Genomic DNA, 23,086 nt, shown 5'->3' with positions numbered 1-23,086 from the left:
TCAGACCAGGACCGGTTCCTCCTCCTCGACCGGCGCGAGCGATCGTGGACGGCTGGCCAGGGTCACCAGGCCGAGCACGACGAGCGCGACGACGAACACGCCGACCACGTACGCCGGGGTGAGCCGGTCGGCCAGGACCAGCGCGAGAGCGGCCAGGGAGATCACCACGACCCGGATGAGGATGCGCTGCTGGTCGAGCCACACACCGACCGGTCCGGTGCTGATCCCCCGGCGCTCGCCCGCGGTGCGCAGCCAGGTCGAGGCGTGGGACGACGAGGCGCGCAGCTGCCTGGCAGCCGTCGTGCCGCCCGCGACGAACGCGATGATCGCCAGGAGCAGACCGAGCACCAGGCCGACCCGCAGCTCGATGCGCAGCAGCGAGACGAACTGGTCGTAGATCGAGACCGCCGTGTCCACGCGTTGCACGGTCGGTGGCAGCGAGCTCGCGTACAACGATCGACCGACGGTCAGCGCGAGCCCGAGCAGCAGCATCGCGCCCGCCAGGGAGAGGCCCGCGACCACCAGCGCGCGCGACCGGTGCTGCGCGGCCAGCACCCCCGCGGCGAGCAGGGCCAGGGACAGGTACGGCAGCAGACCGCCGACGATGTCGATCAGCCGGTACGCGCTCTGCAACCGGACCAGGTCCGCGCTGGACGCGATCGGGAAGGTCACGTTGATCGTCGGGATGCGGCTCACCAGAGTGAAGCCCGCCTCCTCCAGCGAGGTCTTGACCTGCTCGATGATCGGCGTGACGTCGAGCGTCAGGGTTCCGCTGTCGCTGATCTGCGCGAGTGCGTCGGGGTCGCCGCGCAGCGTCGCGACGATCTGCTCGTGGGCGGCCCGATTGGCCTCCTCCCAGACGTTCTCGAACGCGTCCGAGCTGACGATCTTGGTGACGTTCTTGCGGATGAACCCGGTGATCGCGTCCTGCAGCGGCGCCTGCAGCGAGGTGACCGCCTGGCCGACCAGGGGTGGCAGGTCGAGCCCGGCCACCGCGTCGGTGGCCTGGGTGGTCAGCTCCTCGACGTTCAGCGCGTCGACCACGGCGATCGTGATCCGGTTCGCCACCGCCGACTGCACCAGCGGGTCCTCGGCGATCGGCGCCACGGTGTCGACGTAGCGGTCGGTGTCGACGACCAGCCCGCGCGCCCAGCTGCCCACGACGGCGATGGGAGCGAGCAGGGCGCCGATGAGGATGAGGACCACCGCGGCGGTCGAGCGGCCCACCTTGCGGCGCGGACGCGGTGCCGGCGGGGCGGGCGGCGGGACGGTCGCCGTCGCGCGCAGCCGTGCGTTCTCCGTCTCGAGGAGCTGGAGACGTGCCAGCAGGACGGCACGATCCTCGCTCGGTGAGGATGCGGGGACCTCGACCTCGATGCTCGTCGGGATCTCCGCGGTGTCGTTCGCCGAGCCGGTCGGGATCTCGGCCGTGTCGTTCTGGTCCTCCGGAGACGCGACCGCGTCCGCCGGCCCCGTGTCGTCCGGGACCTCCTCGGGGTTCACGTAGGGAGACTCGGTGTCCGGTGTCGCCGCGGCGACGTCCGGGGCGGGTGTGTCCACCAACGCGTCCGGGGAGCCGGCCTGCGGCTTCGCTCCGGTTCCGCGCGGTTTGCGGGGCGACGGCTTGTTCTCGACCACGAAATGCCCTCCCGACATGTCGGACATGCTGCGACCTGCTGAGCATGGCAGTTGCGCTGCTCAGAGCGCGAGAGGCGGTCGGCACGGACCCGGCGCGGGATCACCGTCGCGTGCCGTGGCGACGGGTACCGTGCCACCGAGACGAACGCCGCCCGCGAGCCCGCTCGCCTGCCCGCACGGGGGACACCGATGCCGAACAGCCCTGCGACCCGTCCGGTCCGCGTCGCCACGCGCGACCCCCGCAAGCCTCCGGCCTGGCTCCCCCGCGCGCTCCTGATGACCGGGTTCGCGGTCTTCCTCGGGCTCGCGACCTGGCGGGCGCTGTCACTGCTCGGCAACGTCATCTTCATCGTGGTGATCTCGTGGTTCCTGGCGCTCGCGATGGAGCCGCTGATCCGGTGGCTTGTGGCGCGCGGTCTGCGGCGCACGCGCGCCACGGGGCTGGTGATGATCGCCTCCCTGGTGGGGATCCTCGCGGTGGTCGCGCTGTTCGGCGGACTCTTCGTCACGCAGGTCATCGAGCTCGTCCAGTCGCTGCCGGAGTACTACGCGCAGTTCGCCGACTGGGTCACGCAGCGGTTCCCGGTCGAGATGCCGGAGGCCGACGACCTGCTCATCGGGCTGAGCGAGAACTGGCAGCAGCTGGCACCCGGCCTCATCGGCCTCGGCTCGTCGATCGTCGGCGGGCTCTTCACCGCCAGCGCCGTGCTGCTCGTCGTGTACTACATGGCGAGCGCGGGCCCCAGGCTCCGGGCGGCGATCTGCCGGCTGCTGGCCCCCGCCCGGCAGCGCGAGGTGCTGCGCCTGTGGGAGGTCTCGCAGGAGAAGGTCGCCGACTTCATCAACTCCCGCATCGTGCTGGCGGCCCTGTCGACGTTCTTCACGTTCGTGTTCCTGACGATCCTGAGCATCCCCTACGCGCTGCCGCTCGCGGCGTTCACCGGCGTGGTCTCGCAGTTCGTCCCGACCATCGGCACGTACATCGGCGGTGCGCTGCCCATCGCGGTGGCGCTCGCCGTCGACCCCGTCAAGGGTCTGCTCACGCTGGCGTTCATCGTCGGGTACCAGCAGGTCGAGAACCTGATCTTCTCGCCCAAGGTCTCGTCGCGGTCCCTCGAGATCAACCCAGCGATCTCGTTCCTCGCGGTGATCGCGTTCGGCGCCGTGTTCGGACCGATCGGCGCGTTCCTCGCGCTGCCCGTCGCGGCGACGATCCAAGCGGTCTCCTCGACGTACATCCGACGGCACGACCTCGTCGACGACGAGCTGCTCCAGGAGGACGAGCAGGCGCGTCGGCGACGTGGCTGGGTCGACGTACCCGAGGACGAGGACGACAACCCCTCGGACCGCCCCGCGGACGCTCAGCCGTAGAAGACGCGCTCCACGACGGCACGCGCACGTCGCGCTGTCCGCAGGTAGTCCTGCTCCAGCTCACCACCGGACCCGGCGGGGTAGCCGATCACGCGGGCCAGCCCGGCGAGCGCCTGCCGGTCGTGCGGCAGGACGTCCGCGTGCGCTCCCCCACGACCGCTCCACAGCACGTTGGCGTCCCGCAGCCGGCTCGCCAGGAGCCACGCCTCGCTCAGCACGCGCGCGTCATCGCCGTCGAGGAGCCCCGCCTCCGTCGCCGCCTCGAGGGCACCGAGCGTCGCCGTGGTGCGCAGGGCCGGCACCGCGTGGGCGTGCTGGAGCTGGAGGAGCTGGGCCGTCCACTCGACGTCCGAGATGCCCCCGCGTCCGAGCTTGAGGTGCCGGGCGGGCTCGACACCCCGTGGCAGACGCTCGGACTCGACCCGCGCCTTGATCCGGCGCACCTCGCGCTCCACGGCCGGCTCGACGCCGCCGACCGGGTACCGCAACGGGTCGATGAGCCGCAGGAACCGCTCGCCGAGCTCGTCGTCACCGGCCACCGGGCGGGCCCGCAGCAGCGCCTGGCTCTCCCACGGAGAGGACCAGCGTTCGTAGTACTCGGCGTAGGAGTCGAACGACCGGACCAGCGGACCGTTGCGGCCCTCCGGACGGAGGTCGGCGTCGACCTCGAGGGTCGGCTCCGGTCCGACGGTCCCGAGCAGCGTGCGCAGCTTCGTCGTGACCAGGAGCGCGAACTCCTGCGCCGCACGGGCGTCGGCCCCCTCGACGGGATCGTGCACGAACAGCACGTCGGCGTCGGAGGAGTAGCCCATCTCCGCGCCGCCCCACCGGCCCATCGCGACGACCAGCAGCCGGGTCGGGCTCTCCGCCAGACCCTTGTCCGCACGCGCCTCCCACTCCGCCACGCGCAGGGCGCCGACCAGGACGACGTCGGCGGCGACGCTCAGGCTGCGCGACGCCCGCTCCCCGGTGACGACACCCAGGACGTCCGCGGCGGCCGTCCGCGCGAGCTCGCGGCGGCGCAGCCCCCGCAGGGCGGTGACCGCCGGCACCGGCTCGTCGGACCGTGTGAGGATCGCGTCCGCCTCGGCGGTCAGGCGCTCGAACGTGCGCGGCACGAGGTCGGCGTCGTCGGCCAGCCACGTGACGGACTCCGGTGACCTCGTGAGGGCGTCCGCGACGTAACGGGAGGTCGACAGCACCCGGGCGAGCCGGCGAGCCGCCGTGCCCGAGTCACGGAGCAGCTTGAGGTACCAGTGCGTGGTGCCCAGCTCGTCGGACAGGCGTCGGAACGCCAGCAGGCCGCCGTCGGGGTCGGCGCCGTCCGCGAACCACCCGAGCATCACGGGGAGCAGCTGGCGCTGGATCGACGCGCGGCGCGACACCCCCTCGGTGAGCGCCGCGATGTGGCGCATGGCGCCCGCCGGGTCGGTGTAGCCGATGGCCGCGAGCCGGGCCTTGGCGGCCGCCGGCGCCAGGCTGGCCTCCGCGGTCGAGAGCTGGGCCGTGGCGGGCAGGAGCGGCCGGTAGAACAGCTCCTCGTGCAGGCCACGGACCTCGCGGCGCGTGGCACGCCAGCGTTCGAGCAGCCCGTCGGCACCCTCGGCCCGCATCCCGACCGAGCGGGCGAGCCTGCGCAGGTCCGGCTCGGCCGTCGGCAGGAGGTGCGTGCGGCGCAGCCGGTGGAGCTGGATCCGGTGCTCCAGCACGCGCAGGAGGCGGTAGCAGACGGCGAGCTGCGCCGCGTGGTTGCGCCCGACGTAGCCGCCCGCGGCCAGCGCGGCGAGCGCGGTCAACGTGCTCGAGCTGCGGATCGACTCGTCCGCGCGACCGTGCACCAGCTGAAGGAGCTGCACCGTGAACTCCACGTCCCGCAGGCCGCCGACCCCGAGCTTGAGCTGCCGGTCCGCCTCCGCGGCGGGCACGTTCCCCTCCACCCGCCGGCGCATCGCCTGCGAGTCCTCCACGAAGTGCTCGCGCGTCACGGCGCTCCACACGAACGGCTGCGTCATCTCGACGTACTCGCGCCCGAGCGCCTCGTCGCCCGCGAGCGGTCGCGCCTTGAGCAGCGCCTGGAACTCCCACGTCTTGGCCCAGCGCTCGTAGTACGCCTTGTGGCTCGCGAGCGTGCGGACCAGGGGCCCGTCCTTGCCCTCCGGCCGCAGCGCGGCGTCGACCGGCCACAGCGCCGGCTCACCCGACGGTGTCGAGCACACCCGCGCCAGACCGGCCGCAAGCCGCGACGCCGCGGCGAGCGCCTCGGCCTCGTCGACACCGTCGACCGGCTCGGCCACGTAGATGACGTCGACGTCGCTCACGTAGTTGAGCTCACGCCCACCGCCCTTGCCCATGCCGATGACCGCGAGCCGGACGCCGAGACCGTGGTCGTCGAGGTCGGCGCGTGCCAGCGCGAGCGCCGACTCCAGCGCGGCACCCGCCAGGTCGGCCAGCGCCGCCGCGACCCCCGGGAGTCGGCTCAGCGGGTCGGAGCTGGTGAGGTCGGTCGCGGCGATGCGCAGCAGGCGCGTCCGGTAGGCCAGCCGCATCGCGTCCGTCCCCGCGGCACCCGCGCGCGTGGCCACCGGCACGTCCGCGTCCGGATCGGCACCGACCGCGCGCAGGAGCTCGGCCCGGACCTCGGCCACGGGGACGCCGGTCCCCAGCGTGTCGTCGAGGAGCACCCGCAACGTCTCCGGGTGCGCGACGAGCGTGTCCCCCAGGGCCACCGACGCGCCGACGACCGCGAGCAGCCGCGCGCGCGGCGGACCGTCCTCCTCGAGGATGCCCCGCAGCACCCCGACCAGGTCGGGGTCCCCGACCACGGCGCCGGCGAGCTTCGCCAGCGCCAGCAGCGCCTGGTCCGGGTCCGCCACGTCCGCGAGCGGAGGGATCAGCACGTCCGCGGGCGTCTCGATCACCTGGAGCAGCGCGGCGTCCGCGAGCAGGCGCTCGGAACGGCCGGCGTCGGACACGCCGACCCGGGTGAGCCGACCGGCCAGCGTCGACCCGCGCCCGGACGAGGTCGAGCTCACAGCACCGGGAGGAACCGCCGCAGCTCGTACGGCGTCACCTGCGAGCGGTAGGCCTCCCACTCCTGGCGCTTGTTGCGCAGGAAGTAGTCGAACACGTGCTCGCCCAGCGTCTCCGCGACGAGCTCCGACTTCTCCATGATCGAGATCGCCGCGTCCAGCGAGGTCGGCAGCGGCTCGATGCCCAGCGCGCGGCGCTCCGAGTCGGTGAGCTCCCAGACGTCGTCCTCGGCGCCCTCGGGCAGCTCGTAGCCCTCCTCGACGCCCTTGAGGCCGGCGGTGAGCAGCAGCGCGTACGCGAGGTACGGGTTGGTGGCGGAGTCGACCGCGCGGTACTCGATGCGGCTCGAGTTGCCCTTGCCCGGCTTGTACATGGGCACGCGGACGAGCGCGGAGCGGTTGTTGTGACCCCAGCAGACATAGCTCGGCGCCTCGGCACCGCCCCAGAGCCGCTTGTAGGAGTTCACGAACTGGTTGGTGACCGCCGTGATCTCGGCGGCGTGCCTGAGCAGCCCGGCGATGAACGAGCGCGCGGTCTTGGACAGCTCCAGGTGTCCGCCCGGCTCGTGGAAGGCGTTGCGGTCGCCCTGGAACAGCGACAGGTGCGTGTGCATGCCGGAGCCGGGCTGGTCGGCCAGCGGCTTGGGCATGAAGCTGGCGAAGACGCCCTGCTCGAGCGCGACCTCCTTGACCACCGTGCGGAACGTCATGATGTTGTCCGCGGTGGTCAGGGCGTCGGCGTAGCGCAGGTCGATCTCGTTCTGGCCCGGCCCGGCCTCGTGGTGGGAGAACTCCACCGAGATGCCCATCGACTCGAGCATCGTGATCGCGGCGCGGCGGAAGTCGTGCGCGGTGCCGCGCGGCACGTGGTCGAAGTAGCCACCCTGGTCGACGGGCACCAGCGGCAGCGTCGGGTCCGCGGGCGCGTCGAACAGGTAGAACTCGACCTCGGGGTGCGTGTAGAAGGTGAAACCCTGGTCGGCCGCCTTCGACAGCGCCCGCTTGAGCACCGTGCGGGAGTCCGCGAGCGACGGCTCACCGTCCGGGGTGAGCAGGTCGCAGAACATGCGGGCGGTCCCGTGCCGCTCGCCGCGCCACGGCAGGATCTGGAACGTCGACGGGTCGGGCTTGGCGATCATGTCCGCCTCGTACACCCGGGTCAGGCCCTCGATGGCGCTGCCGTCGAACCCGATCCCCTCGGAGAAGGCGGCCTCGAGCTCCGCGGGTGCCACCGCCACCGACTTCAGGATCCCGAGCACGTCGGTGAACCAGAGACGGATGAAGCGGATGTCCCGCTCCTCGACCGTGCGGAGCACGAACTCCTGCTGCCTGTCCATGCGGTACATCCTGCCTGATGAACGGTCCGGTGCAGGGCCAGTGTCCGAGGTGGGTCGCACGAGATGGTTAGGCTCGTCCACATGCCTTCCCCCCGCATCGCCCTCGCGCAGATCGACACGCGTGTGGGCGACGTCGACGCGAACGCCCAGGCCGTCCTCGAGTGGGCCCGGACGGCCGCCCAGGCGGGCGCCGACCTGGTGGTCTTCCCCGAGATGACGTTGACCGGCTACCCCATCGAGGACCTTGCGCTGCGCGCGTCGTTCCGCCGCGGGGCCGAGGCCGCGCTGCAGCGCACAGCCGCCGCCCTGGCCGACCAGGGGCTCGGGGACCTGGCGGTCCTCGTCGGCACGGTCGGCGAGAAGTCGGTGACCCCGGTGCACGAGCCCGGAGCACCCGAGGGGCCGCGACGCCCGACCAACCAGGCGGTCCTGCTCCAGCACGGCCAGGTGCAGGTGCGGTACGACAAGCACCACCTGCCCAACTACGGCGTCTTCGACGAGTACCGGATCTTCGCGGCCGGCGACGACGTCTGCGTGATCGACGTCGCGGGCCGCCGGGTGGGCGTCGTGATCTGCGAGGACATCTGGCAGGACGGCGGCCCCGTCTCGCAGATGGACGAGAACGAGGTCTCCCTGCTGGTGGTGCTCAACGCGTCGCCGTACGAGGAGGGCAAGGGGTATCAGCGCGTCGAGCTGGCCGCCCGCCGCGCGCACGAGGTCGAGGCACCCGTCGCGTACGTGAACCTCGTGGGTGCGCAGGACGACCTCGTGTTCGACGGCGGGTCGTTCGTCATCGCCACCGACGGCACGGTGCTCGCACGCGCGCCGCAGTTCGTCGAGCACCTGCTGGTGTGGGACCTGCTCGGCGACGACGACGCCCCCGCGACCGGCGTCGTCGCACCGCCGCTCGCGCCCGACGAGGAGGTCTACCGCGCCCTGGTGACCGGGCTGCGCGGCTACGTGACGAAGAACGGGTTCCGGTCCGTCGTGTTCGGGATGTCCGGCGGCATCGACTCGGCGCTCGTCGCCGCGATCGCCGCGGACGCCATCGGGGGCGAGAACGTCGTCGGCGTGTCGATGCCGTCGGTGTACTCCTCGGAGCACAGCAAGGACGACGCGGCCGACCTGGCCAAGCGGATCGGCGCGGACTTCCGGGTGCAGCCGATCGGTCCGATGGTCGACGCGTTCGAGAGCCAGCTCGCCCTGGAGGGCCTCGCCGCGGAGAACCTGCAGGCCCGGATCCGCGGCGTGATCCTCATGGCGATCTCCAACTCGGAGGGCCACCTGGTGCTCGCGCCCGGCAACAAGACCGAGCTCGCGGTCGGGTACTCCACGATCTACGGCGACGCCGTCGGCGGCTTCGGACCGATCAAGGACATCGACAAGTCGCGGGTGTGGGCACTGGCGCGGTGGCGCAACAACGCGGCCCTGGACGGCGTGTTCGGTCCCGACGAGCTGCCACCGATCCCGGAGTCCTCGATCACCAAACCGCCGTCGGCGGAGCTGCGACCGGGGCAGGTCGACCAGGACTCGCTCCCGCCGTACGAGATCCTCGACGAGGTCCTCGACGCCTACGTCGAGAACGCCGAAGGGCGTGCGGAGCTGCTCGCCCGCGGGTTCGACCCCGCCGTCGTCGACAAGGTCCTCGCCCTCGTCGACCGCGCCGAGTGGAAGCGACGCCAGTACCCGCCAGGCACCAAGGTGACCGCGCTGGCGTTCGGCCGTGACCGTCGGCTGCCCATCACCACCCAGTGGCGCGAGCCGTGACCACCCCGACAGGAGCTCCGCGTATGAGTCCCACCCCGAAGCGCGTGCGCGTGCACCACCTGCGCGAGGCGAAGGAGCGTGGCGAGCGGCTGACCATGCTCACCGCCTACGACGCCGTCACCGCGCGGATCTTCGACGACGCCGGCATCGACATGCTGCTGGTCGGCGACTCGATCGGGAACACCATGCACGGGCACACGACGACGCTGCCGGTGACGGTCGACGACCTGATCCCCCCGGCACGGGCGGTCGCCGGGGCCGCCAGACGCGCGTTCGTCGTCGCCGACCTGCCGTTCGGGTCCTACGAGGCCGGACCCGAGCAGGCGCTGACCACCTCCGTCCGCATGATGAAGGAGACCGGCGTCGCGGCCGTGAAGTTCGAGGGCGGCAAGCGGGTCGCCGCGCAGATCAAGGCGATCACCGACGCCGGCATCCCCGTCGTCGGGCACCTGGGCTACACGCCGCAGTCGGAGAACCTGCTCGGTGGCCCGCGTGTGCAGGGCCGCGGCGACCTCGCGGCCGAGCTGCTCTGCGAGGACGCCGTGGCCATCCAGGAGGCCGGAGCGGTCGCCGTGGTCCTCGAGATGGTGCCCGCCCCGGTGGCCGCACGCGTCACCGAGATCCTGCACATCCCGACGATCGGCATCGGCGCCGGCACGCAGTGCGACGGCCAGGTGCTGGTCTGGGTGGACATGGCGGGGATGACGGACTGGTCCCCGCGGTTCGCCAAGCGGTTCGGCGAGGTGGGTGCGGCACTCAAGGCGGCGGCCACGGCGTACGCCGACGAGGTGCGCGGCGGCACGTTCCCGGACGCGGACCACCAGTTCGACACGTGAGGACGGGCGCTCGCGTCCTCCTCTGGGTCGTCGCCGCTCTCGTCGGCGGTGCGCTCGTCGCGCTGGCGGTCCCCGTCGCGTCGGGCGTCTACCCGGTCGCCCAGCTGGTCTCGTTCCGCGCGCTGCTCGGGGTGGGCGCCGCCGGCGCGGTCGCGGTGCTCGTGGCCGTCCCGTGGTCGCGCCGCCGGCTGCTCCCGCTGACCCTGGCGTTCGCGCTCGGTGCCGCGGCGCAGGCCGCCGTGCTCGTCGTGCGGTCGTCCCCGCAGGAGTCGGCGTCGACAGTGTCGCGGGACGAGGTCGTGGTCCTGTCCTTCAACACGCTCGACACGGTGGGCGCCGACGTGCTCGCCGACCTCGCCCTGGCGCAGGACGCCGACGTCGTCGTCCTGCCGGAGACGTCGGCGACCGTCGCCCGGTCGACGGCGGAGCGGCTCGAGGTCGCCGGACGCCCGATGCAGGTGCTGACCGCGGACGGGAACACCACGTTCATCGCCGGAACCGCCTTGCTCGTCTCCCCCGGCGTCGGCACCTACGCGGTCGCCGAGCCGTTGCCGACGCGCCTCGGCTCCCTGGTCGCGAACCCTGTCGAGCCGACGGGCTCGCCGGTCCTCGTGGCCGCGCACCCGATGTCCCCCATCAGCCGCGGGTCGATGGCGTCGTGGCGCACGGAGACGCGCCTGATCGCCGACACGTGCGCGGCGACTCCCGGCGCGATCGTCGCGGGCGACCTGAACGCGACGCTCGACCACCCCGGGCTCCGCGAGCTGGAACCGTGCGTGGACGCCGCACGGGCCGCCGGCGTCGCCTCGTCCGGGACGTGGCCGGCGGACGTCCCCACGGCGTTCGCCGCTCCTATCGACCACGTCCTCGTGGACGGACGCGTCTGGCGCGTCACCGGCTTCGAGGTCCTTCCGCCGACGGGCAGGAGCGACCACCGGCCGATCGTGGCGACTCTCGCGCGGCGATGACCGCGGCCCGTCCATGGGTCACGTGCCGACCAACCCTGCAGTCCACCGCTCGCGGTGGTGCACCACGGCTCAGGACTGCTCCTCGTCCTGCGCGTCCCAGTCCTGGTTGCGCTTGCGCGCCTTCTCCAGCGCGTGCGTCGCCTCCTCACGGGTCGCATACGGCCCCATGAGCTTGGTCCAGTCGCTCTGCCGGCCCTCCTCGACCTCGTGGGTCTCGGTGTTGAACCAGTACTTGTCCGCCACGGCGGTCTCCCTTCCTCGGGGCACCGGTACCGATGCCTCCTGACCGGCCGCGATGCCCTCCTGTCCGTAGACTGCCAGGTATGCCGCCCGTCCACGCGCCACGATCCGCCTTGGTCCCGGGCACGCTGAGCCCTCGCCGGCCCGTCCCGTCCACGATCGACCGCCCCGAGTACGTCGGCCGGCCGGGTCCTGCGCGGTGGACGGGCAGCAACGTCCTCGACGCCGACATGATCGAGCGCGTCCGCGTCGCCGCACGCCTCGCCGCCCAGGCTCTCGAGCTCGTCGGCAGCCACGTCGCCCCCGGCGTGACGACGGACGAGCTGGACGTCATCGGGCACGACTTCCTGGTCGACAACGGCGCGTACCCGTCGACCCTCGGCTACCGCGGCTTCCCCAAGTCACTGTGCACGTCGGTGAACGAGGTCATCTGCCACGGCATCCCGGACTCGACGGTGATCGAGGACGGCGACATCGTGAACATCGACGTCACCGCGTACATCGGCGGCGTGCACGGCGACAACAACGCGACCTTCCTGGCCGGGGACGTCGACGAGGAGTCGCGTCTGCTGGTCGAGCGCACGCAGGAGTCGCTCGCCCGCGCGATCAAGGCGGTGGTCCCCGGTCGCGAGATCAACGTGGTCGGCCGCGTGATCGAGAAGTACGCCGCACGGTTCGGCTACGGCGTCGTCCGTGACTACACCGGGCACGGCGTCGGCCCCGCCTTCCACACCGGGCTGGTGGTCCCCCACTACGACGCCGCCCCCGCCTACGACACGATCATCGAGCCGGGGATGGTGTTCACCATCGAACCGATGCTCAACCTCGGCACCCCGGACTGGGTCATGTGGGACGACGACTGGACCGTCCTGACGGCCGACGGCCGACGCAGCGCGCAGTTCGAGCACACCCTGCTGGTCACCGACACCGGAGCGGAGATCCTGACCCTGCCATGAGCGACCACAAGCACAAGAAGTCCGTCGAGACGGCGTTCGGCATCGACATCGGCGGGAGCGGGATCAAGGGCGCACCCGTCTCGCTGTCCGACGGGCAGTTCGCCGCCGACCGGCTGCGCATCCCGACCCCGCAGCCCTCCACCCCCGACGCCGTCGCGGCGACGGTCGCGAAGGTCGTCGACTCGTTCCACCTGGGCAAGGACGTGCCGATCGGCGTCACGTTCCCCGCGGTGATCCTGCACGGCGTCGCGCAGTCCGCGGCGAACGTCGACAAGTCGTGGATCGGCACCGACGTCGAGAAGGCGGTGCACGACGCGACGGGCCGCCGGGTGCTCGCCGTCAACGACGCCGACGCCGCCGGGTTCGCCGAGGTGCAGTACGGCGCTGCCAAGGGCGTGCAGGGTGTGGTGCTCGTCGTGACGCTGGGCACCGGCATCGGCTCGGCGCTGATCGTGGACGGGCACCTGGTGCCGAACACCGAGCTCGGGCACCTGGAGATCGACGGGCACGACGCCGAGTCGCGCGCCGCCGAGAGCGTGCGGGACCGGGACGACCTCGACTGGGCGCAGTGGGCGGAGCGCCTGCAGCGCTACTTCACCGTCGTGGAGAACCTGTTCTGGCCCGACCTGTTCGTCGTCGGCGGCGGCGTGAGCAAGCATCACAAGGACTTCCTGCCGCTGCTCGACATCCGCACGAAGATCGTCCCTGCCGAGCTGCGCAACGCGGCGGGCATCGTCGGTGCCGCCGCGCTGGCGGCCCAGGCTCACGGCTGACGTCCCGCGCGACCTCGTGCAGGTCGCCCCCGGGGTGCACGTCGCGACGAGCGCCGTGTACACGACGACGTCGACCGTCGTCGTCGCTGCGGACGGAACGTGCCTGGTCGTCGACCCCGCGGTGACCGCCCGGGAGGTGGACGACCTCGCGGCGACGATCCGCGCGCGCGGCTGGACGCCCGTGGCCGTCTGGTCGACGCACGCGCACTGGGACCACGTGCTCGACGGTCCCGGGCTCGCGCACCTGCCCCGCTGGTCGGCCGACGTTCCGACCACCGACCGCGAGACGCTCGCCGCGGAACGGGACGCCGACCCCGAGCTCGCCGGCAGCGGTGCACCCCCGGCACCCATCGCCGCGGCGGCTACCCGTTACCCCCAGCGGTCGCCCGGCGTGCTCGACTGGCCCGGCCCGACCGTGCAGGTCCTCGTCCACGCGGCGCACGCGCGGCCCCACACCGCCCTGTTCCTGCCCGACGCCGGCGTGCTCGTGGCGGGCGACATGCTCTCCGACATGGAGATCCCGTTGCTGGACCTCTCGGCGGACGACCCCGTCGACGACTACGTGCGTGGGCTCGCACTGCTCGAGTCGACCGGGGCCGATCTCGTGATCCCCGGTCACGGGCACGTCGGAACGGACCTGAGCCGACGCGCCGCCGCGGACCGCTCCTACCTCTCCGCACTCGTCGCGGGCGACGACACGATGGACGAGCGATGCGCCCTGCCCTGGACCGCCGCCGCCCACGGAGCCCAGCGGGCGGCCGTGGGACGATGAGCGGCATGGGGTGGCTCATCGCCGGTGCGGTCGTCACGCTCGCGCTCATGCTCGTCGCGGTCGACCGGATGATGGCCCGCGGCTGGTTCGACCACCGCCGCCCACGGGAGCGGCGTCCGACCGGAGGCGTCGGTGGCACCGGGGCGTTCGGTGCGCTCGTCGACGTGTTCCAGCCCAACCGCGAGTACCTCACCGCCGAGCAGGACCGCCAGCAGCTGGACATCCAGCAGACCGGTGACGCGGCAGGGCGGATCGACCTCGACTCCGGCGTCGTCCGCCTCGACCAGGGTCCGTCGCCGAAGTAACCGGTCGCGAGTGTCGGTGGTCGCCCCTAACCTGCCGTGCATGACGCCTGTGGTCTCCCACCTGACGATCGACGCCGCCGACCCGTACGCCCTGGCCCGCTGGTGGGGCGACGTCCTCGGGTGGTCCTTCGTCTGGGACGCCGCGGAGGGCGACGAGGAGGTCGCCATCCAGCCCGCCGATGGTGCCGCGACCGGGTGGCTGTTCATCCAGGTCCCCGACGCCAAGGTCGCCAAGAACCGCCTGCACGCCGACCTGCGTCCGCCCAACGGCTCGGACCAGGCCACCGAGCTCGACCGCCTGCTCTCGCTCGGCGCCACGCGGGTCGACATCGGGCAGGGAGACGTCCCCTGGCACGTGCTCGCGGACCCCGAGGGCAACGAGTTCTGCCTCCTGCGCAGCACCCCCGACCAGCTCGCCGCCGCCCTCGCCGCACAGGCGTCCGGCACCTGATCGTTCCCCCACACGGGTGATGGAGGATCCTCAGGGTCGAATTCGGACGAATCGGTCGGTACCTTCCCTGAATGATCAGCGTCGAACTACCGCTCGTGGGGGACGTCGTCTGGCAGGACTGGGAGCAGTGGGCACCGCTCGCCATCTCCGTCCTGACACTCATCGCCGCTCTCGGCGCCTGGATCGTCGCTGGCAGGGCCGCCCGCCGCTCCAAGCGGCTGGCTGAGGCCACCACCAAGCAGACGAAGGTCTTCGACGAACAGGTCTCCATCGCTCGGGACGCCATCGCGCTCGCGCAGCAGGAGGCCCAGAGCGCGCGCGCCGACGCCGACCGGCAGCGCGCCGAGTCGTACCGGATGCGCCGGATGCTCGAAGAGGCGCGGCTCGACGTGCTGGCCCCCACGATCGTCGCCCGAGCCTTCCCCGAGGGCTCCGGCACGCCCGGCAGGCCCGCCCTCGAGTACTGCCAGCTCACCACCGGTGGACAGGACCGGTGGCGCCAGCTGACCGGCCAGCTCCAGGTCGGGCGCGACGAGACCTACGCGTTCCGCACCGCCTTGACCATCTGGTTCGAGAACGTGTCCGACGGCGTCGCCCAGGTCAACGTCATCGAACCCGCCGGCGGCGAGCTGGACCTGCTGCCCGGGCACCCGCTCGTCGTGCCCGCACGGGAGTCGCGCAGCGTCACCTGGATGCGGCTGTGGACGTCGCGGGACCTCGACAGCGACGCCCGGATCCAGGACCCCGCCGCGTGGCTGTTCAACCTGACCTTCACGGTCACCGACCTGGGTGTGCACGTACGCGACACCTACGCGTTCGACGGCGATCTGCGGTTCTTCGACCGGGACGGCTCATGGCTCGTCGTCATGCCCGAGCCGCCCCTGCCGTGGACCTCCGACGTCGCGTCGATGCTGTCGGGCCGCACCTACGAGTCGCTCCCCGCCTCCGTCAGCTGAGCGCGGCGCGCACCAGCGTCGACAGCTTCTTGCCGTCCGCCGACGCCCCGGCACGCGCGGACGCCTCCTTCATCACCGCACCCATGTCCCGCACCGACGTGGCGCCGACGTCCGCGATCACCGACGTCACCAGCGCCTGCAGCTCCTCGTCGGACAGCTGCGCGGGCAGGTACGTCTCGATGAGGTCCGCCTCGGCGGTCTCCGTCGCCGCACGCTCCGGCGCCCCCGCGTCCGTGTAGATCTGCGCCGAGTCGCGACGCTTCTTGACCTCGCGCGCCAGGATCTTCAGCACGTCGTCCTCCGACAGCTCCTTCTCGACCGCACCGGCCTTCGCCTCGAAGCGCACCGCCCCGATGATCTGGCGCAGGACGCCCGTGCGCTCCGTGTCGCGCGCCTTCATGGCGGTGGTCAGGTCGGACGTCAGCTGGTCGAGGGTGCTCATGGGAGCCATCGTGCCTTGCGGGCGCCACCTGGCGCAGTCGGAATGCGCAGGGGGCGCCGCTGCCGCGTGCCGGTGCGAGGACGTCCGACGACCGCGACGACCTCCGGGTCAGAGGTGCGGACCTCTCAGCAGGTCCCGCACCCCGACCGGAGGTCGTCGCGGTCCACGTTCGCTCACGCGCGTGGTCTCACTCCGTCGGCCGGAGCTCCCGGGGAGTCCTCCGGATCGAGCACACCGATGACGGTGCGCTCGACCGCCGTCATCGGGTCGCGCGCCGACGGATCGCCGTCAGGCTCAGGCCGGACAGCGCGAGGAGCAGAGCAGCCCCCAGCGTGATCGCCACGCCGTCGCTCCCGGTCGCCGCGAGCTCACCCGCGGCGGGCGTGCCCGCAGCAAGCACCTCGGAGTCGAAGGCCTCCTCGACGACGTCGTTCGCGACGAGGACCTCGTCGACCTCAGGCGTGCCGGCCGGAGCAGCGGGCGGGTCCACGAGCGGCGCTGCGGGCGGGTCCACGAGCGGAGCCACGTAGCCGAACGGCTGAGTGGTGCAGCCGTAGTCCTGGCTGCCGACGACAGCCCACTGGCCCTCGTTGACGTAGATCTTGAGCGACCCGACGTTCGGGTCGACCAGAAGGTCGGCCGCCAGGTCGTCCGACTCGTAGAAGCCGCCCTTCAGCGAGTCGTCCGGGAGGATGCCCTGCTGGGCGGTCCAGAAGCGACCGTCGCTGTCGTAGTGCAGCTGCTTCGTCAGCTCTCCTCCTTCGAGGATCACGCCGCCCCACCAGTCTCCCGACGACGAGACCAGGTCGGTGCCCAGGCTCGCGGCGATGTCGGACAGCTGCGTCCCGGCCGGCAGGTCGAGACGAGCCCATGCCGAGCCGGTCCCGACGGTGCCGTCCAGACCGAGACCCCCCTCGACGTACGCGGATCCGCTGTTGGGCTTCAGGACCCAACCATTCGGCTCGAGGTTCGTGGCGAGGGGCAGGACGTCCGGCCGCACGCAGGTCGGGACCGTGATGCCGGCAGACGACAACGCGCACTGCTCGTCGGTGAAAGCGTCCGGCATCCGGAAGTCGAGCACCTTGGTGTGGTCCCGACCGAAGGAGTAGCCGGGGTCGGCCGCCAGCGTGATCTGGTACTGACCGGCGAGCGGTCCGGGGTAGTCGCCCGAGTAGAACTGACCGAACTCGGCCGGGGTCATCGGGACGGTGTCGAACGCGGCGCCGGTGATGCGCGCGCCCTCCCACGTCAGGCTCGCCGCACCGTCCCGGTCCGCACAGGACGGGGCGGCAGTGACGCGGAAGTCAGCCGAGGCTGCTGCACACGTCACAGCGGGGATGGCGTCGTGACCCTCGACGTCCACGACGCGGATCGTCGGCTCGCCCTGCGCCGGAACCTCGGCCTCGACCCACGCGGGCTCGTCCACGACGGTGACCGTCTTGGTCGTCCAGTAGAAGTACGCGCCAGTGTCGGCGGGGTTACTCGCGACCCAGACGGTGCCGAGCGGGTCGCCCTCCTTGTAGTTCGACGTGTTCGGGGTCCACCTGCCCTGGGCAGGCGTCGGCCAGGTCGGCTCGACGGCCGACTCATCCACCGGCCCCTGCGGGTTCCACGAGTAGCGCTGGTCGGCGACCGTCGCCTCGTGGGTCTCGGCGGGGTGGTCGACGGCAGGCTTGCCCGGCACGTAGTCCGGGTTCGGGACGTCCTTGTACGTGGTCTCGACGCGAGGGGATCCCTCGGACGGGACGCAGACGTCCGGCAGCGAAGCGGCTGGGAGCTCGCCGGCAATCGCCGCGCCCCCCGTGCCGAGCACGAGCGCGAGGCTCACCCCCAGCACGATCCCGGTCTTTCTGAGCATGTCGTTCCCTTCAGCGGTCCGCTCGGTGCGGACGATCGACGCTGCCCAGGACGCGGTACGAGCTCGCGAGCAGCCGTGGTGACGTGGGGTTCGTCGATGAGCGTCCGGCTCCGCGAGGAGCCCACGGGCGTCCGACTCAGCGACCAAGGCGCGAGTCGACGACAACGCTCTGCCGACGTGTTCCGACCAGCGCCGGAACCTCGGCGCTGGATCACGTCAAGTCTGACGCGCCTGCGCAGGCGTCGTCTGGGACCTAGGTCCGGGGAGGGGTCGACGGACTCACCGCGGACCGTTGAGCGAGTCTGCGGGCGTCTTCGCACGTCAGACCACTCAGAGCGCGTGGCGCGCAGCGAGGACCAGGCGGGATCACCACTCACCGGAAGAGCGATATCCCACACAACGATGAGCACCCGATGCGACGATCAGTCATGGCCGACCCCAAGCCCAACGCCAAGACGACCGTGCTGCCGCTCTGGACGCCGTCGCTCCCAGCACTCTGGGTGCTCACCGGCTTCGCGGTAGCCGTCGTCGTCTTCGCGATCCTCACACGGACGGTCTGGGTCTGGCTCACCGCCACGTCGGTCGTCATGACGACCACGACGATCTGGTTCCGCCGACGCGGTGCGAAGCGCGAGTCCTGACGATCGCCGCTCCCGAAGGGGACGTCCTTCACATGCTCGGCTCCGAGACGAGTCGCGGAACGTTTCCGCAGGTCAGCGGCCTAGTAGCGGATGAGTCAGTCGATACGCCGGGTTCTGTCCTCGCGCGCGGTTGCCCGCACTGCGCGAGTGGCGGCCATCCCTCTACGACGCACGTTGCCGTACGCCTCCAGCGGCCTACCCGGGAGCTCGGGCGAGCAGCCCTCGAACGCTCCCTGTCTGACCTTGCTCCGGGTGGGGTTTACCTAGCCGCACCGGTCGCCCGGCACGCTGGTGGTCTCTTACACCACCGTTTCACCCTTACCCGACCGGCGGACCGGTCGGGCGGTCTGTTCTCTGTGGCACTGTCCCGCGGGTCACCCCGGGTGGGTGTTACCCACCACCCTGCTCTGCGGAGCCCGGACGTTCCTCGGCGAGCCCGAGGGCTCGACGCGGCCGCCTGACTGACTCATCCGCGGGCGCCAGCATACTCGGCGGCAGCTGCCACCCATCCATCCGAGGTTCGGCACCGAACCAGGGGTATGGAGACTGCACACGGACTGACCCGGCGCGAGCGTGTGATCCTCGCGCACCTGGCCCTACCCCTGACGCTGAGCGAGATCGCCGCGTCCCTGTACGTCACCCGGAACACGGTGAAGTCGCAGGTCCGCTCGATCTACATGAAGCTCGAGGTGGCCGATCGCGTGTCGGCCCTGGCCGTCGGTCGAGCACGAGGGCTCGTGCCGGCAGACCTCGGGCTGCCCGAGGTGGAGCAGTCGCGCCGGCGGCTGATGGAGGTGCCGCGGCCGTCGGTTCAGACGTCCACGCGGTAGGTCAGGGACAGCTCGTCGCCGGAGACGCCACGGATCCCCCAGTTCTCCGGTGGGCTCTCGATGATGATGATCTCGAGGTCGTCGGCAGCCAGCCCGAGGGTCGGTGCGACGTCGTCGTAGAACGCGGCGATCAGGGCGCGGCGAGCCTCGCGCGAGCGGCCGGTGAAGCAGAGGATCTCGATCACGAGGTAGTCCTTGCTGCGGGGTGCCACCAGGTCGTCGGCGTCGAGGAGCAGGAAGCGGTGGAACCGCTTGCTCTCCGGGAGGCCCCAGGTCCCGGTGATCGCGCGGTGCACCGCGTCCGACAGCGATCCCCGGCGGTCCTGCCAGACGTCGCGCCGGCCGTAGATCTTCACGTGCGCCATCTGGTCCTCCTCGCGCTGCACCGTCGCGCGGAGCCTACAGTTCAGGCGTGCTCGTGCTCCTGCCGCCCTCCGAGGGCAAGACGCCGCCGCGCGCCCGCGGTCCTCAGCTCGACCTCGACAGCCTGTCGTCGCCCGGCCTGATCCCCGTGCGGGAGAAGGTGCTGGACGCGCTCATCGAGGTCAGTGCGTCGGCCGACGCCATGCAGGTGCTGGGCGTCGGCGCGAGCCTCGACGCCGAGGTCGCGCGGAACGTGCACCTGCGCACCGCCCCGACGCGCGAGGCGAAGCACGTGTACTCGGGCGTCCTCTACGCCGCCGCCGGTCTGGACCGGCTCACCCCGACGGGCCGGGCGCGCGCGGCGGAGAGCGTGCGGATCGTCTCGGGGCTCTGGGGTCTCGTCGCGCCGGACGACCTGATCCCCGCCTACCGCCTGTCCATGGGCACCGACCTGCCGGGCATCGGGCCGCTGGCCGGTGCGTGGCGCGGTGCGCTCGGGGTCGAGCTCCAGGCGCGTGCCGACGGTGAGCTGGTGGTCGACTGCCGGTCCGCGACGTACCTGGCCGCGTGGCACCCGCCGCGGTCGGCCGACTGGGTGCAGGTGCGGGTACTGCGCGAGCTCGACGGTCAGCGGTCGGTCGTCTCGCACAACGCCAAGCACACGCGCGGCGTGCTCACCCGTCATCTGCTGACCCGGCGCGGACGCGCGCCCCAGGACGCGGAGGCGCTCGCCCGGGTTGCCCGCGAGCTCGTCGGCACCGCCCTGCTGGCGGTCGAGCTCGGCGCGCCGACGCGGGGTGCGCGCACGCTCGAGCTCGTCGTGGCCTGAGTGGCACGCCGTCGGCACGTGCCGTGGTGGCTCGTCGCGGTCGCCGTGACCGTGCTGGTGCTGGTCACGGGTGCACTCCCCGCGGACGACGCACGGGAGCTCGCCGAGCGGACGCTGCCGATCCTGGTGTTCGTCGCGGCACTGACCGTCGTCGCCGAGATGTGCGCCGGCGCGGGCCTGTTCGACGCAGCCGCCGGGCTGGCGTCACGGGTGGCGGGCGGTCGTCGCTGGGCGTTGTGGGGGCTCGTCGTCGTCCTGGCGACCGTGAGCACGGCCGTCCTCTCGCTGGACACGACCGCCGTGCTGCTCACGCCGGTCGTGATCGCCCTCGCCCGGCACACCCGCACCCCGCCGCTGCCGTTCGCGCTCGCGGTGCTGGCGCTGGCCAACACCGCGTCGCTCGTCCTGCCGGTCTCCAACCTCACCAACCTGCTGGCCGACCACCTGCTGCGCGCGGACGGCGTCGGCTACCTCGGCCTGATGTGGGCGCCGGCGCTGGCGGCGATCCTGGTCACTGTCGTCGTCCTCGCGGTGCGCGACCGGCGGTCGCTGGGCGGGTCCTATGACCCCGGGCCGCCGCACCCGGTGCGCGACCGGCTCCTGCTGGTGGTGTGCGCGGTGGCGGTCGGCGTGCTCGCGGTCGCGTTCGTCGTCGGCGCACCGACGGCACCCACCGCGATCGTGGTGGCCGTGGTGCTGCTGGGAGTGACGCTCGCCCGGCACCAGAAGCTCCCCGTGGCCGCGCGGGACCTGGTGCCGTGGCGGACGCTGCTCGTCGTCCTCGGGCTCTTCGTCGTCGTCGCGACGGCCCACGCCCAAGGCCTCGGGGCGCTGCTCGCTCAGGTCGCCGGCACCGGCAACGGTCCGGGCGCGCTCCTCCAGGTGGCCGCCACGGGCGCGCTGGCGGCCAACGCGATGAACAACCTGCCCGCCTACCTGGCGCTCGAGCCGGCCGCCGGGACCGACCCGATGCGCCTCGCCGCGCTGCTGATCGGCACGGGCGTCGGCCCGCTGATCACGCCGTGGGGCTCGCTCGCGACGGTCCTGTGGTGGCAGCGGTGCCGCACGGTGATGCTCGACGTCCCCGCCGGCACGATCGTGCGTCAGGGACTCCTGCTCGCCCCGCTGACGGTCGTGGCAGCCACCCTCGCGCTCGTTGCCACGAGCTGACCGGTCAGGACGACCAGCCCTCGCTCGGCACACCCACCACGGCGATCTCGTCGCGACGGTCCGCGAAGAGACGCACGATGCTCACCGACGCGGGCGCGACCCGGAGCTGGCTCCACGACGACGGCTGCGCGCCCATCGTCACGCCCAGGGCCGCGCGGATCGAGACGGCGTGGCTCACGACGACGACGGTCCGGTCGACGCCCTCGGCCAGCAAGGCGTCGAGGCCGGTCTGCAGCCGACGGCCCACGTCCTCGATCGACTCGCCGCCCGGCGGCCGCAGGTCCGCCTTCGTGTGCCACGGCTCCAGCTGACCGGGCCACCGCTCCTCGATCTGCTCGGCGGTCAGCCCCTGCCACTCCCCGAAGTTCGCCTCCTGGAACGTGGCATCCGTCCGGACCGGCAGCCCGAGCCGCTCGGCGATGATGGCGCCGGTCTGCTGCGTGCGGACCATGGGCGAGACGATGATCTCGCTCGGGTACGGGATGTCGCCCCACAGGTCCCGCCCGACGCGGTCGACCAGGTCGGCGGCGTCACGCGCCTGCCGCAGACCGGTCTCGTCGAGGGGCGGACCGGGCTCACCGGACCCCGAGTACCCGCGCGAGACGGTCATCGTCGTCTGGCCGTGCCGGACGAGCACGACCGTCACCGGCTGCTCCTCGTCGAACCGGACACCCGCCCCGGACGGACGCGGTGCCCGTCCCGCGGGGTCGGCAGCGGTGGTCTTCAGCGGTTCAGCGGCGTCGCTCACGACTCGCAGTCTGTCGCTCCCCCGCCGGACGCGCGACTCCCCGGCTCAGCCCTTCGCGGGCTCGGGGAGGCGCACGAGGATGCGGCCGCACTCCTCGCAGCGCGCCACCTGGTCCTCCGGGGACTTGACGATCGCCTCGACGTCCAGCGGGTTGAGCTCGAGCCGGCAGCTCTCGCACCGTCGCCCGCGCAGGGCACCGGCACCCTTGCCGCCCAGCTGGGCGCGCAGGCGTTCGTAGAGCGTCACCAGCCCGGCGTCCAGGCCGTCGACGGCCGTCGCGCGCTCGGCGCGGACCGTCTCCGCCTCGGCGTCGAGCGCGGCATACGCGGCGTCACGCTCCGCCTCGACCCCGGCACGCTTCTCGGCGAGCGACTCGTGCGCGGTCGTGACCTCGGCGAGCGCCTTCTCGTGGGCCTCGAGCCGCTCCATGACGTCGAGCTCGACCTCCTCGAGCTCCGCCTGACGCCGCCCGAGGGTGACGAGCTCGCTCTGCAGCGCCTGGAGGTCCTTGGGGCTGCCGGTGCCCGAGTCGAGCCGGGCCTGGTCGCGCGCGGCACGCACCCGCACCTGCTCGACGTCCGCCTCCGCCTTGCGCAGCTCACGCTGCAGGTCGCTGACAGCCGTCTGGGACGTGACCAGGGCGGTGTGCAGGTCGGTGACCTGCGAGCCCAGCTCGGTCAGCCGCGCGAGCTCCGGCAGCGTGCGCTTCTTGTGGGCGATCTGGTCCAGGCGGGTGTCGAGGGCCTGGACGTCGAGCAGTCGGCGCTGGTCCGCTGCGGGTGCAGTCGTCACGGGTGTCCTTCCGG

Annotated in this window: 23 protein-coding genes and 1 other RNA gene; 14 read left to right on the top strand and 10 right to left on the bottom strand. The window is 72.3% G+C overall.

The window, feature by feature from the left end:
• Complete coding sequence (locus ASD16_RS05155) at positions 1 to 1,656, bottom strand: hypothetical protein (RefSeq protein ID WP_200942845.1); 1,656 nt, start codon at positions 1,654 to 1,656, stop codon at positions 1 to 3.
• A 171-nt stretch (positions 1,657 to 1,827) separates the two neighbouring features.
• Here ASD16_RS05155 and ASD16_RS05150 point away from each other — a divergent pair, with 171 nt between their 5' ends.
• The gene (locus ASD16_RS05150) at positions 1,828 to 3,009 is read left to right on the top strand and encodes an AI-2E family transporter (protein ID WP_055913689.1); all 1,182 of its coding nucleotides are present in this window, start codon (positions 1,828 to 1,830) and stop codon (positions 3,007 to 3,009) included.
• Here the strand turns inward: ASD16_RS05150 and ASD16_RS05145 are convergent.
• Positions 3,000 to 6,041, bottom strand: a complete 3,042-nt coding sequence (locus tag ASD16_RS05145) for a bifunctional [glutamine synthetase] adenylyltransferase/[glutamine synthetase]-adenylyl-L-tyrosine phosphorylase (protein WP_055913686.1) — start codon at positions 6,039 to 6,041, stop codon at positions 3,000 to 3,002. The two genes, ASD16_RS05150 and ASD16_RS05145, sit on opposite strands and share 10 nt — an antisense overlap.
• Complete coding sequence (glnA, locus tag ASD16_RS05140; RefSeq protein ID WP_055913683.1) at positions 6,038 to 7,375, bottom strand: type I glutamate--ammonia ligase; 1,338 nt, start codon at positions 7,373 to 7,375, stop codon at positions 6,038 to 6,040. Before glnA ends, ASD16_RS05145 begins: the two co-directional genes overlap by 4 nt.
• Before the next feature lie 81 nt (positions 7,376 to 7,456).
• On the opposite strand from glnA, the gene ASD16_RS05135 reads away from it, so the two are divergent.
• Genes ASD16_RS05135 through ASD16_RS05125 form a run of 3 tightly spaced genes read left to right on the top strand, consistent with a single transcriptional unit; the run spans position 7,457 to position 10,946 of the window.
• Positions 7,457 to 9,142, top strand: coding sequence for an NAD+ synthase (locus tag ASD16_RS05135; RefSeq protein WP_055913680.1), 1,686 nt, complete (start codon positions 7,457 to 7,459; stop codon positions 9,140 to 9,142).
• Between the two features lie 23 nt (positions 9,143 to 9,165).
• The gene (gene panB / locus ASD16_RS05130; RefSeq protein WP_055913677.1) at positions 9,166 to 9,978 is read left to right on the top strand and encodes a 3-methyl-2-oxobutanoate hydroxymethyltransferase; all 813 of its coding nucleotides are present in this window, start codon (positions 9,166 to 9,168) and stop codon (positions 9,976 to 9,978) included.
• Positions 9,975 to 10,946, top strand: a complete 972-nt coding sequence (locus ASD16_RS05125) for an endonuclease/exonuclease/phosphatase family protein (RefSeq protein WP_055913674.1) — start codon at positions 9,975 to 9,977, stop codon at positions 10,944 to 10,946. Before panB ends, ASD16_RS05125 begins: the two co-directional genes overlap by 4 nt.
• Positions 10,947 to 11,015: 69 nt before the next feature.
• Here the strand turns inward: ASD16_RS05125 and ASD16_RS21675 are convergent, their stop codons facing one another.
• Positions 11,016 to 11,189 carry an SPOR domain-containing protein gene (locus ASD16_RS21675; protein ID WP_157453795.1) on the bottom strand — a complete coding sequence of 58 codons (174 nt, stop codon included), beginning with the start codon at positions 11,187 to 11,189 and terminating at the stop codon, positions 11,016 to 11,018.
• Positions 11,190 to 11,269: 80 nt separating this feature from the next.
• On the opposite strand from ASD16_RS21675, the gene map reads away from it, so the two are divergent.
• The 6 genes from map (at position 11,270) to ASD16_RS05095 (ending at position 15,399) form a co-directional block, all read left to right on the top strand.
• Complete coding sequence (gene map / locus ASD16_RS05120) at positions 11,270 to 12,142, top strand: type I methionyl aminopeptidase (protein WP_055913670.1); 873 nt, start codon at positions 11,270 to 11,272, stop codon at positions 12,140 to 12,142.
• Positions 12,139 to 12,915, top strand: a complete 777-nt coding sequence (gene ppgK, locus ASD16_RS05115) for a polyphosphate--glucose phosphotransferase (protein WP_055913667.1) — start codon at positions 12,139 to 12,141, stop codon at positions 12,913 to 12,915. The genes map and ppgK overlap by 4 nt, the downstream gene beginning before the upstream one ends.
• On the top strand, positions 12,881 to 13,687 hold the full coding sequence (locus tag ASD16_RS05110) for an MBL fold metallo-hydrolase (RefSeq protein ID WP_055913664.1): 807 nt from the start codon (positions 12,881 to 12,883) through the stop codon (positions 13,685 to 13,687). The genes ppgK and ASD16_RS05110 overlap by 35 nt, the downstream gene beginning before the upstream one ends.
• Before the next feature lie 5 nt (positions 13,688 to 13,692).
• Positions 13,693 to 13,992, top strand: coding sequence for a DUF6191 domain-containing protein (locus ASD16_RS05105; protein ID WP_055913661.1), 300 nt, complete (start codon positions 13,693 to 13,695; stop codon positions 13,990 to 13,992).
• Between the two features lie 40 nt (positions 13,993 to 14,032).
• Positions 14,033 to 14,443 (top strand): VOC family protein, encoded by a 411-nt coding sequence (locus ASD16_RS05100; protein WP_055913658.1) that lies wholly within the window; start codon positions 14,033 to 14,035, stop codon positions 14,441 to 14,443.
• 71 nt (positions 14,444 to 14,514) lie between these two features.
• The gene (locus tag ASD16_RS05095; protein ID WP_055913656.1) at positions 14,515 to 15,399 is read left to right on the top strand and encodes a hypothetical protein; all 885 of its coding nucleotides are present in this window, start codon (positions 14,515 to 14,517) and stop codon (positions 15,397 to 15,399) included.
• Here ASD16_RS05095 and ASD16_RS05090 read toward each other — a convergent pair.
• Positions 15,392 to 15,841: a GatB/YqeY domain-containing protein gene (locus ASD16_RS05090; RefSeq protein ID WP_055913654.1), complete on the bottom strand. Its 450-nt coding sequence runs from the start codon at positions 15,839 to 15,841 to the stop codon at positions 15,392 to 15,394. The two genes, ASD16_RS05095 and ASD16_RS05090, sit on opposite strands and share 8 nt — an antisense overlap.
• A 259-nt stretch (positions 15,842 to 16,100) precedes the next feature.
• Complete coding sequence (locus tag ASD16_RS05085) at positions 16,101 to 17,699, bottom strand: hypothetical protein (protein ID WP_055913651.1); 1,599 nt, start codon at positions 17,697 to 17,699, stop codon at positions 16,101 to 16,103.
• 428 nt (positions 17,700 to 18,127) lie between these two features.
• Between ASD16_RS05085 and ASD16_RS05080 the strand changes: the two genes are divergently transcribed.
• Positions 18,128 to 18,340 (top strand): hypothetical protein, encoded by a 213-nt coding sequence (locus ASD16_RS05080; RefSeq protein WP_055913648.1) that lies wholly within the window; start codon positions 18,128 to 18,130, stop codon positions 18,338 to 18,340.
• 87 nt (positions 18,341 to 18,427) lie between these two features.
• Here ASD16_RS05080 and rnpB read toward each other — a convergent pair.
• Positions 18,428 to 18,809, bottom strand: an RNA gene (rnpB, locus tag ASD16_RS08760) — RNase P RNA component class A.
• Between the two features lie 70 nt (positions 18,810 to 18,879).
• Between rnpB and ASD16_RS22430 the strand changes: the two genes are divergently transcribed.
• Entirely contained in the window at positions 18,880 to 19,170 is a 291-nt protein-coding gene (locus tag ASD16_RS22430) for a LuxR C-terminal-related transcriptional regulator (RefSeq protein ID WP_082570597.1), read from the top strand.
• Here the strand turns inward: ASD16_RS22430 and ASD16_RS05070 are convergent.
• On the bottom strand, positions 19,152 to 19,535 hold the full coding sequence (locus ASD16_RS05070; protein WP_055915735.1) for a tautomerase family protein: 384 nt from the start codon (positions 19,533 to 19,535) through the stop codon (positions 19,152 to 19,154). The genes ASD16_RS22430 and ASD16_RS05070 overlap by 19 nt on opposite strands.
• A gap of 47 nt (positions 19,536 to 19,582) precedes the next feature.
• Here ASD16_RS05070 and ASD16_RS05065 point away from each other — a divergent pair, with 47 nt between their 5' ends.
• Positions 19,583 to 20,362: a YaaA family protein gene (locus ASD16_RS05065; protein WP_055913645.1), complete on the top strand. Its 780-nt coding sequence runs from the start codon at positions 19,583 to 19,585 to the stop codon at positions 20,360 to 20,362.
• Complete coding sequence (locus ASD16_RS05060; RefSeq protein WP_055913642.1) at positions 20,363 to 21,532, top strand: SLC13 family permease; 1,170 nt, start codon at positions 20,363 to 20,365, stop codon at positions 21,530 to 21,532.
• A gap of 4 nt (positions 21,533 to 21,536) precedes the next feature.
• Here ASD16_RS05060 and ASD16_RS05055 read toward each other — a convergent pair whose 3' ends face one another.
• Positions 21,537 to 22,280, bottom strand: coding sequence for a histidine phosphatase family protein (locus ASD16_RS05055; protein ID WP_235523111.1), 744 nt, complete (start codon positions 22,278 to 22,280; stop codon positions 21,537 to 21,539).
• Positions 22,281 to 22,325: 45 nt separating this feature from the next.
• A complete protein-coding gene (locus ASD16_RS05050) occupies positions 22,326 to 23,072 on the bottom strand; it encodes a zinc ribbon domain-containing protein (protein ID WP_055913640.1) in 747 nt (248 codons plus the stop codon).
• Positions 23,073 to 23,086: the final 14 nt, after the last annotated feature.

The sequence above is a fragment of the Cellulomonas sp. Root485 genome, assembly GCF_001426705.1.
In the GTDB taxonomy this organism is placed as follows: domain Bacteria; phylum Actinomycetota; class Actinomycetes; order Actinomycetales; family Cellulomonadaceae; genus Cellulomonas.
Note: the sequence above shows the minus strand (reverse complement) of the source record. Positions and strands in the feature narration are given on the sequence as shown.

Excerpts from the sequence above, each read along its gene's own strand:
- ASD16_RS05135 (WP_055913680.1), top strand. The coding sequence starts at position 7,457 with ATGCCTTCCCCCCGCATCGCCCTCGCGCAGATCGACACGCGTGTGGGC.
- ASD16_RS05150 (WP_055913689.1), top strand. The coding sequence starts at position 1,828 with ATGCCGAACAGCCCTGCGACCCGTCCGGTCCGCGTCGCCACGCGCGAC.
- ASD16_RS05155 (WP_200942845.1), bottom strand. The coding sequence starts at position 1,656 with ATGTCGGGAGGGCATTTCGTGGTCGAGAACAAGCCGTCGCCCCGCAAA.
- map (WP_055913670.1), top strand. The coding sequence starts at position 11,270 with ATGCCGCCCGTCCACGCGCCACGATCCGCCTTGGTCCCGGGCACGCTG.
- glnA (WP_055913683.1), bottom strand. The coding sequence starts at position 7,375 with ATGGACAGGCAGCAGGAGTTCGTGCTCCGCACGGTCGAGGAGCGGGAC.
- ASD16_RS05080 (WP_055913648.1), top strand. The coding sequence starts at position 18,128 with ATGGCCGACCCCAAGCCCAACGCCAAGACGACCGTGCTGCCGCTCTGG.
- ASD16_RS05100 (WP_055913658.1), top strand. The coding sequence starts at position 14,033 with ATGACGCCTGTGGTCTCCCACCTGACGATCGACGCCGCCGACCCGTAC.
- ASD16_RS05070 (WP_055915735.1), bottom strand. The coding sequence starts at position 19,535 with ATGGCGCACGTGAAGATCTACGGCCGGCGCGACGTCTGGCAGGACCGC.
- ASD16_RS05090 (WP_055913654.1), bottom strand. The coding sequence starts at position 15,841 with ATGAGCACCCTCGACCAGCTGACGTCCGACCTGACCACCGCCATGAAG.
- ASD16_RS22430 (WP_082570597.1), top strand. The coding sequence starts at position 18,880 with ATGGAGACTGCACACGGACTGACCCGGCGCGAGCGTGTGATCCTCGCG.
- panB (WP_055913677.1), top strand. The coding sequence starts at position 9,166 with ATGAGTCCCACCCCGAAGCGCGTGCGCGTGCACCACCTGCGCGAGGCG.
- ASD16_RS05085 (WP_055913651.1), bottom strand. The coding sequence starts at position 17,699 with ATGCTCAGAAAGACCGGGATCGTGCTGGGGGTGAGCCTCGCGCTCGTG.
- ASD16_RS05095 (WP_055913656.1), top strand. The coding sequence starts at position 14,515 with ATGATCAGCGTCGAACTACCGCTCGTGGGGGACGTCGTCTGGCAGGAC.
- ASD16_RS05105 (WP_055913661.1), top strand. The coding sequence starts at position 13,693 with ATGGGGTGGCTCATCGCCGGTGCGGTCGTCACGCTCGCGCTCATGCTC.
- ppgK (WP_055913667.1), top strand. The coding sequence starts at position 12,139 with ATGAGCGACCACAAGCACAAGAAGTCCGTCGAGACGGCGTTCGGCATC.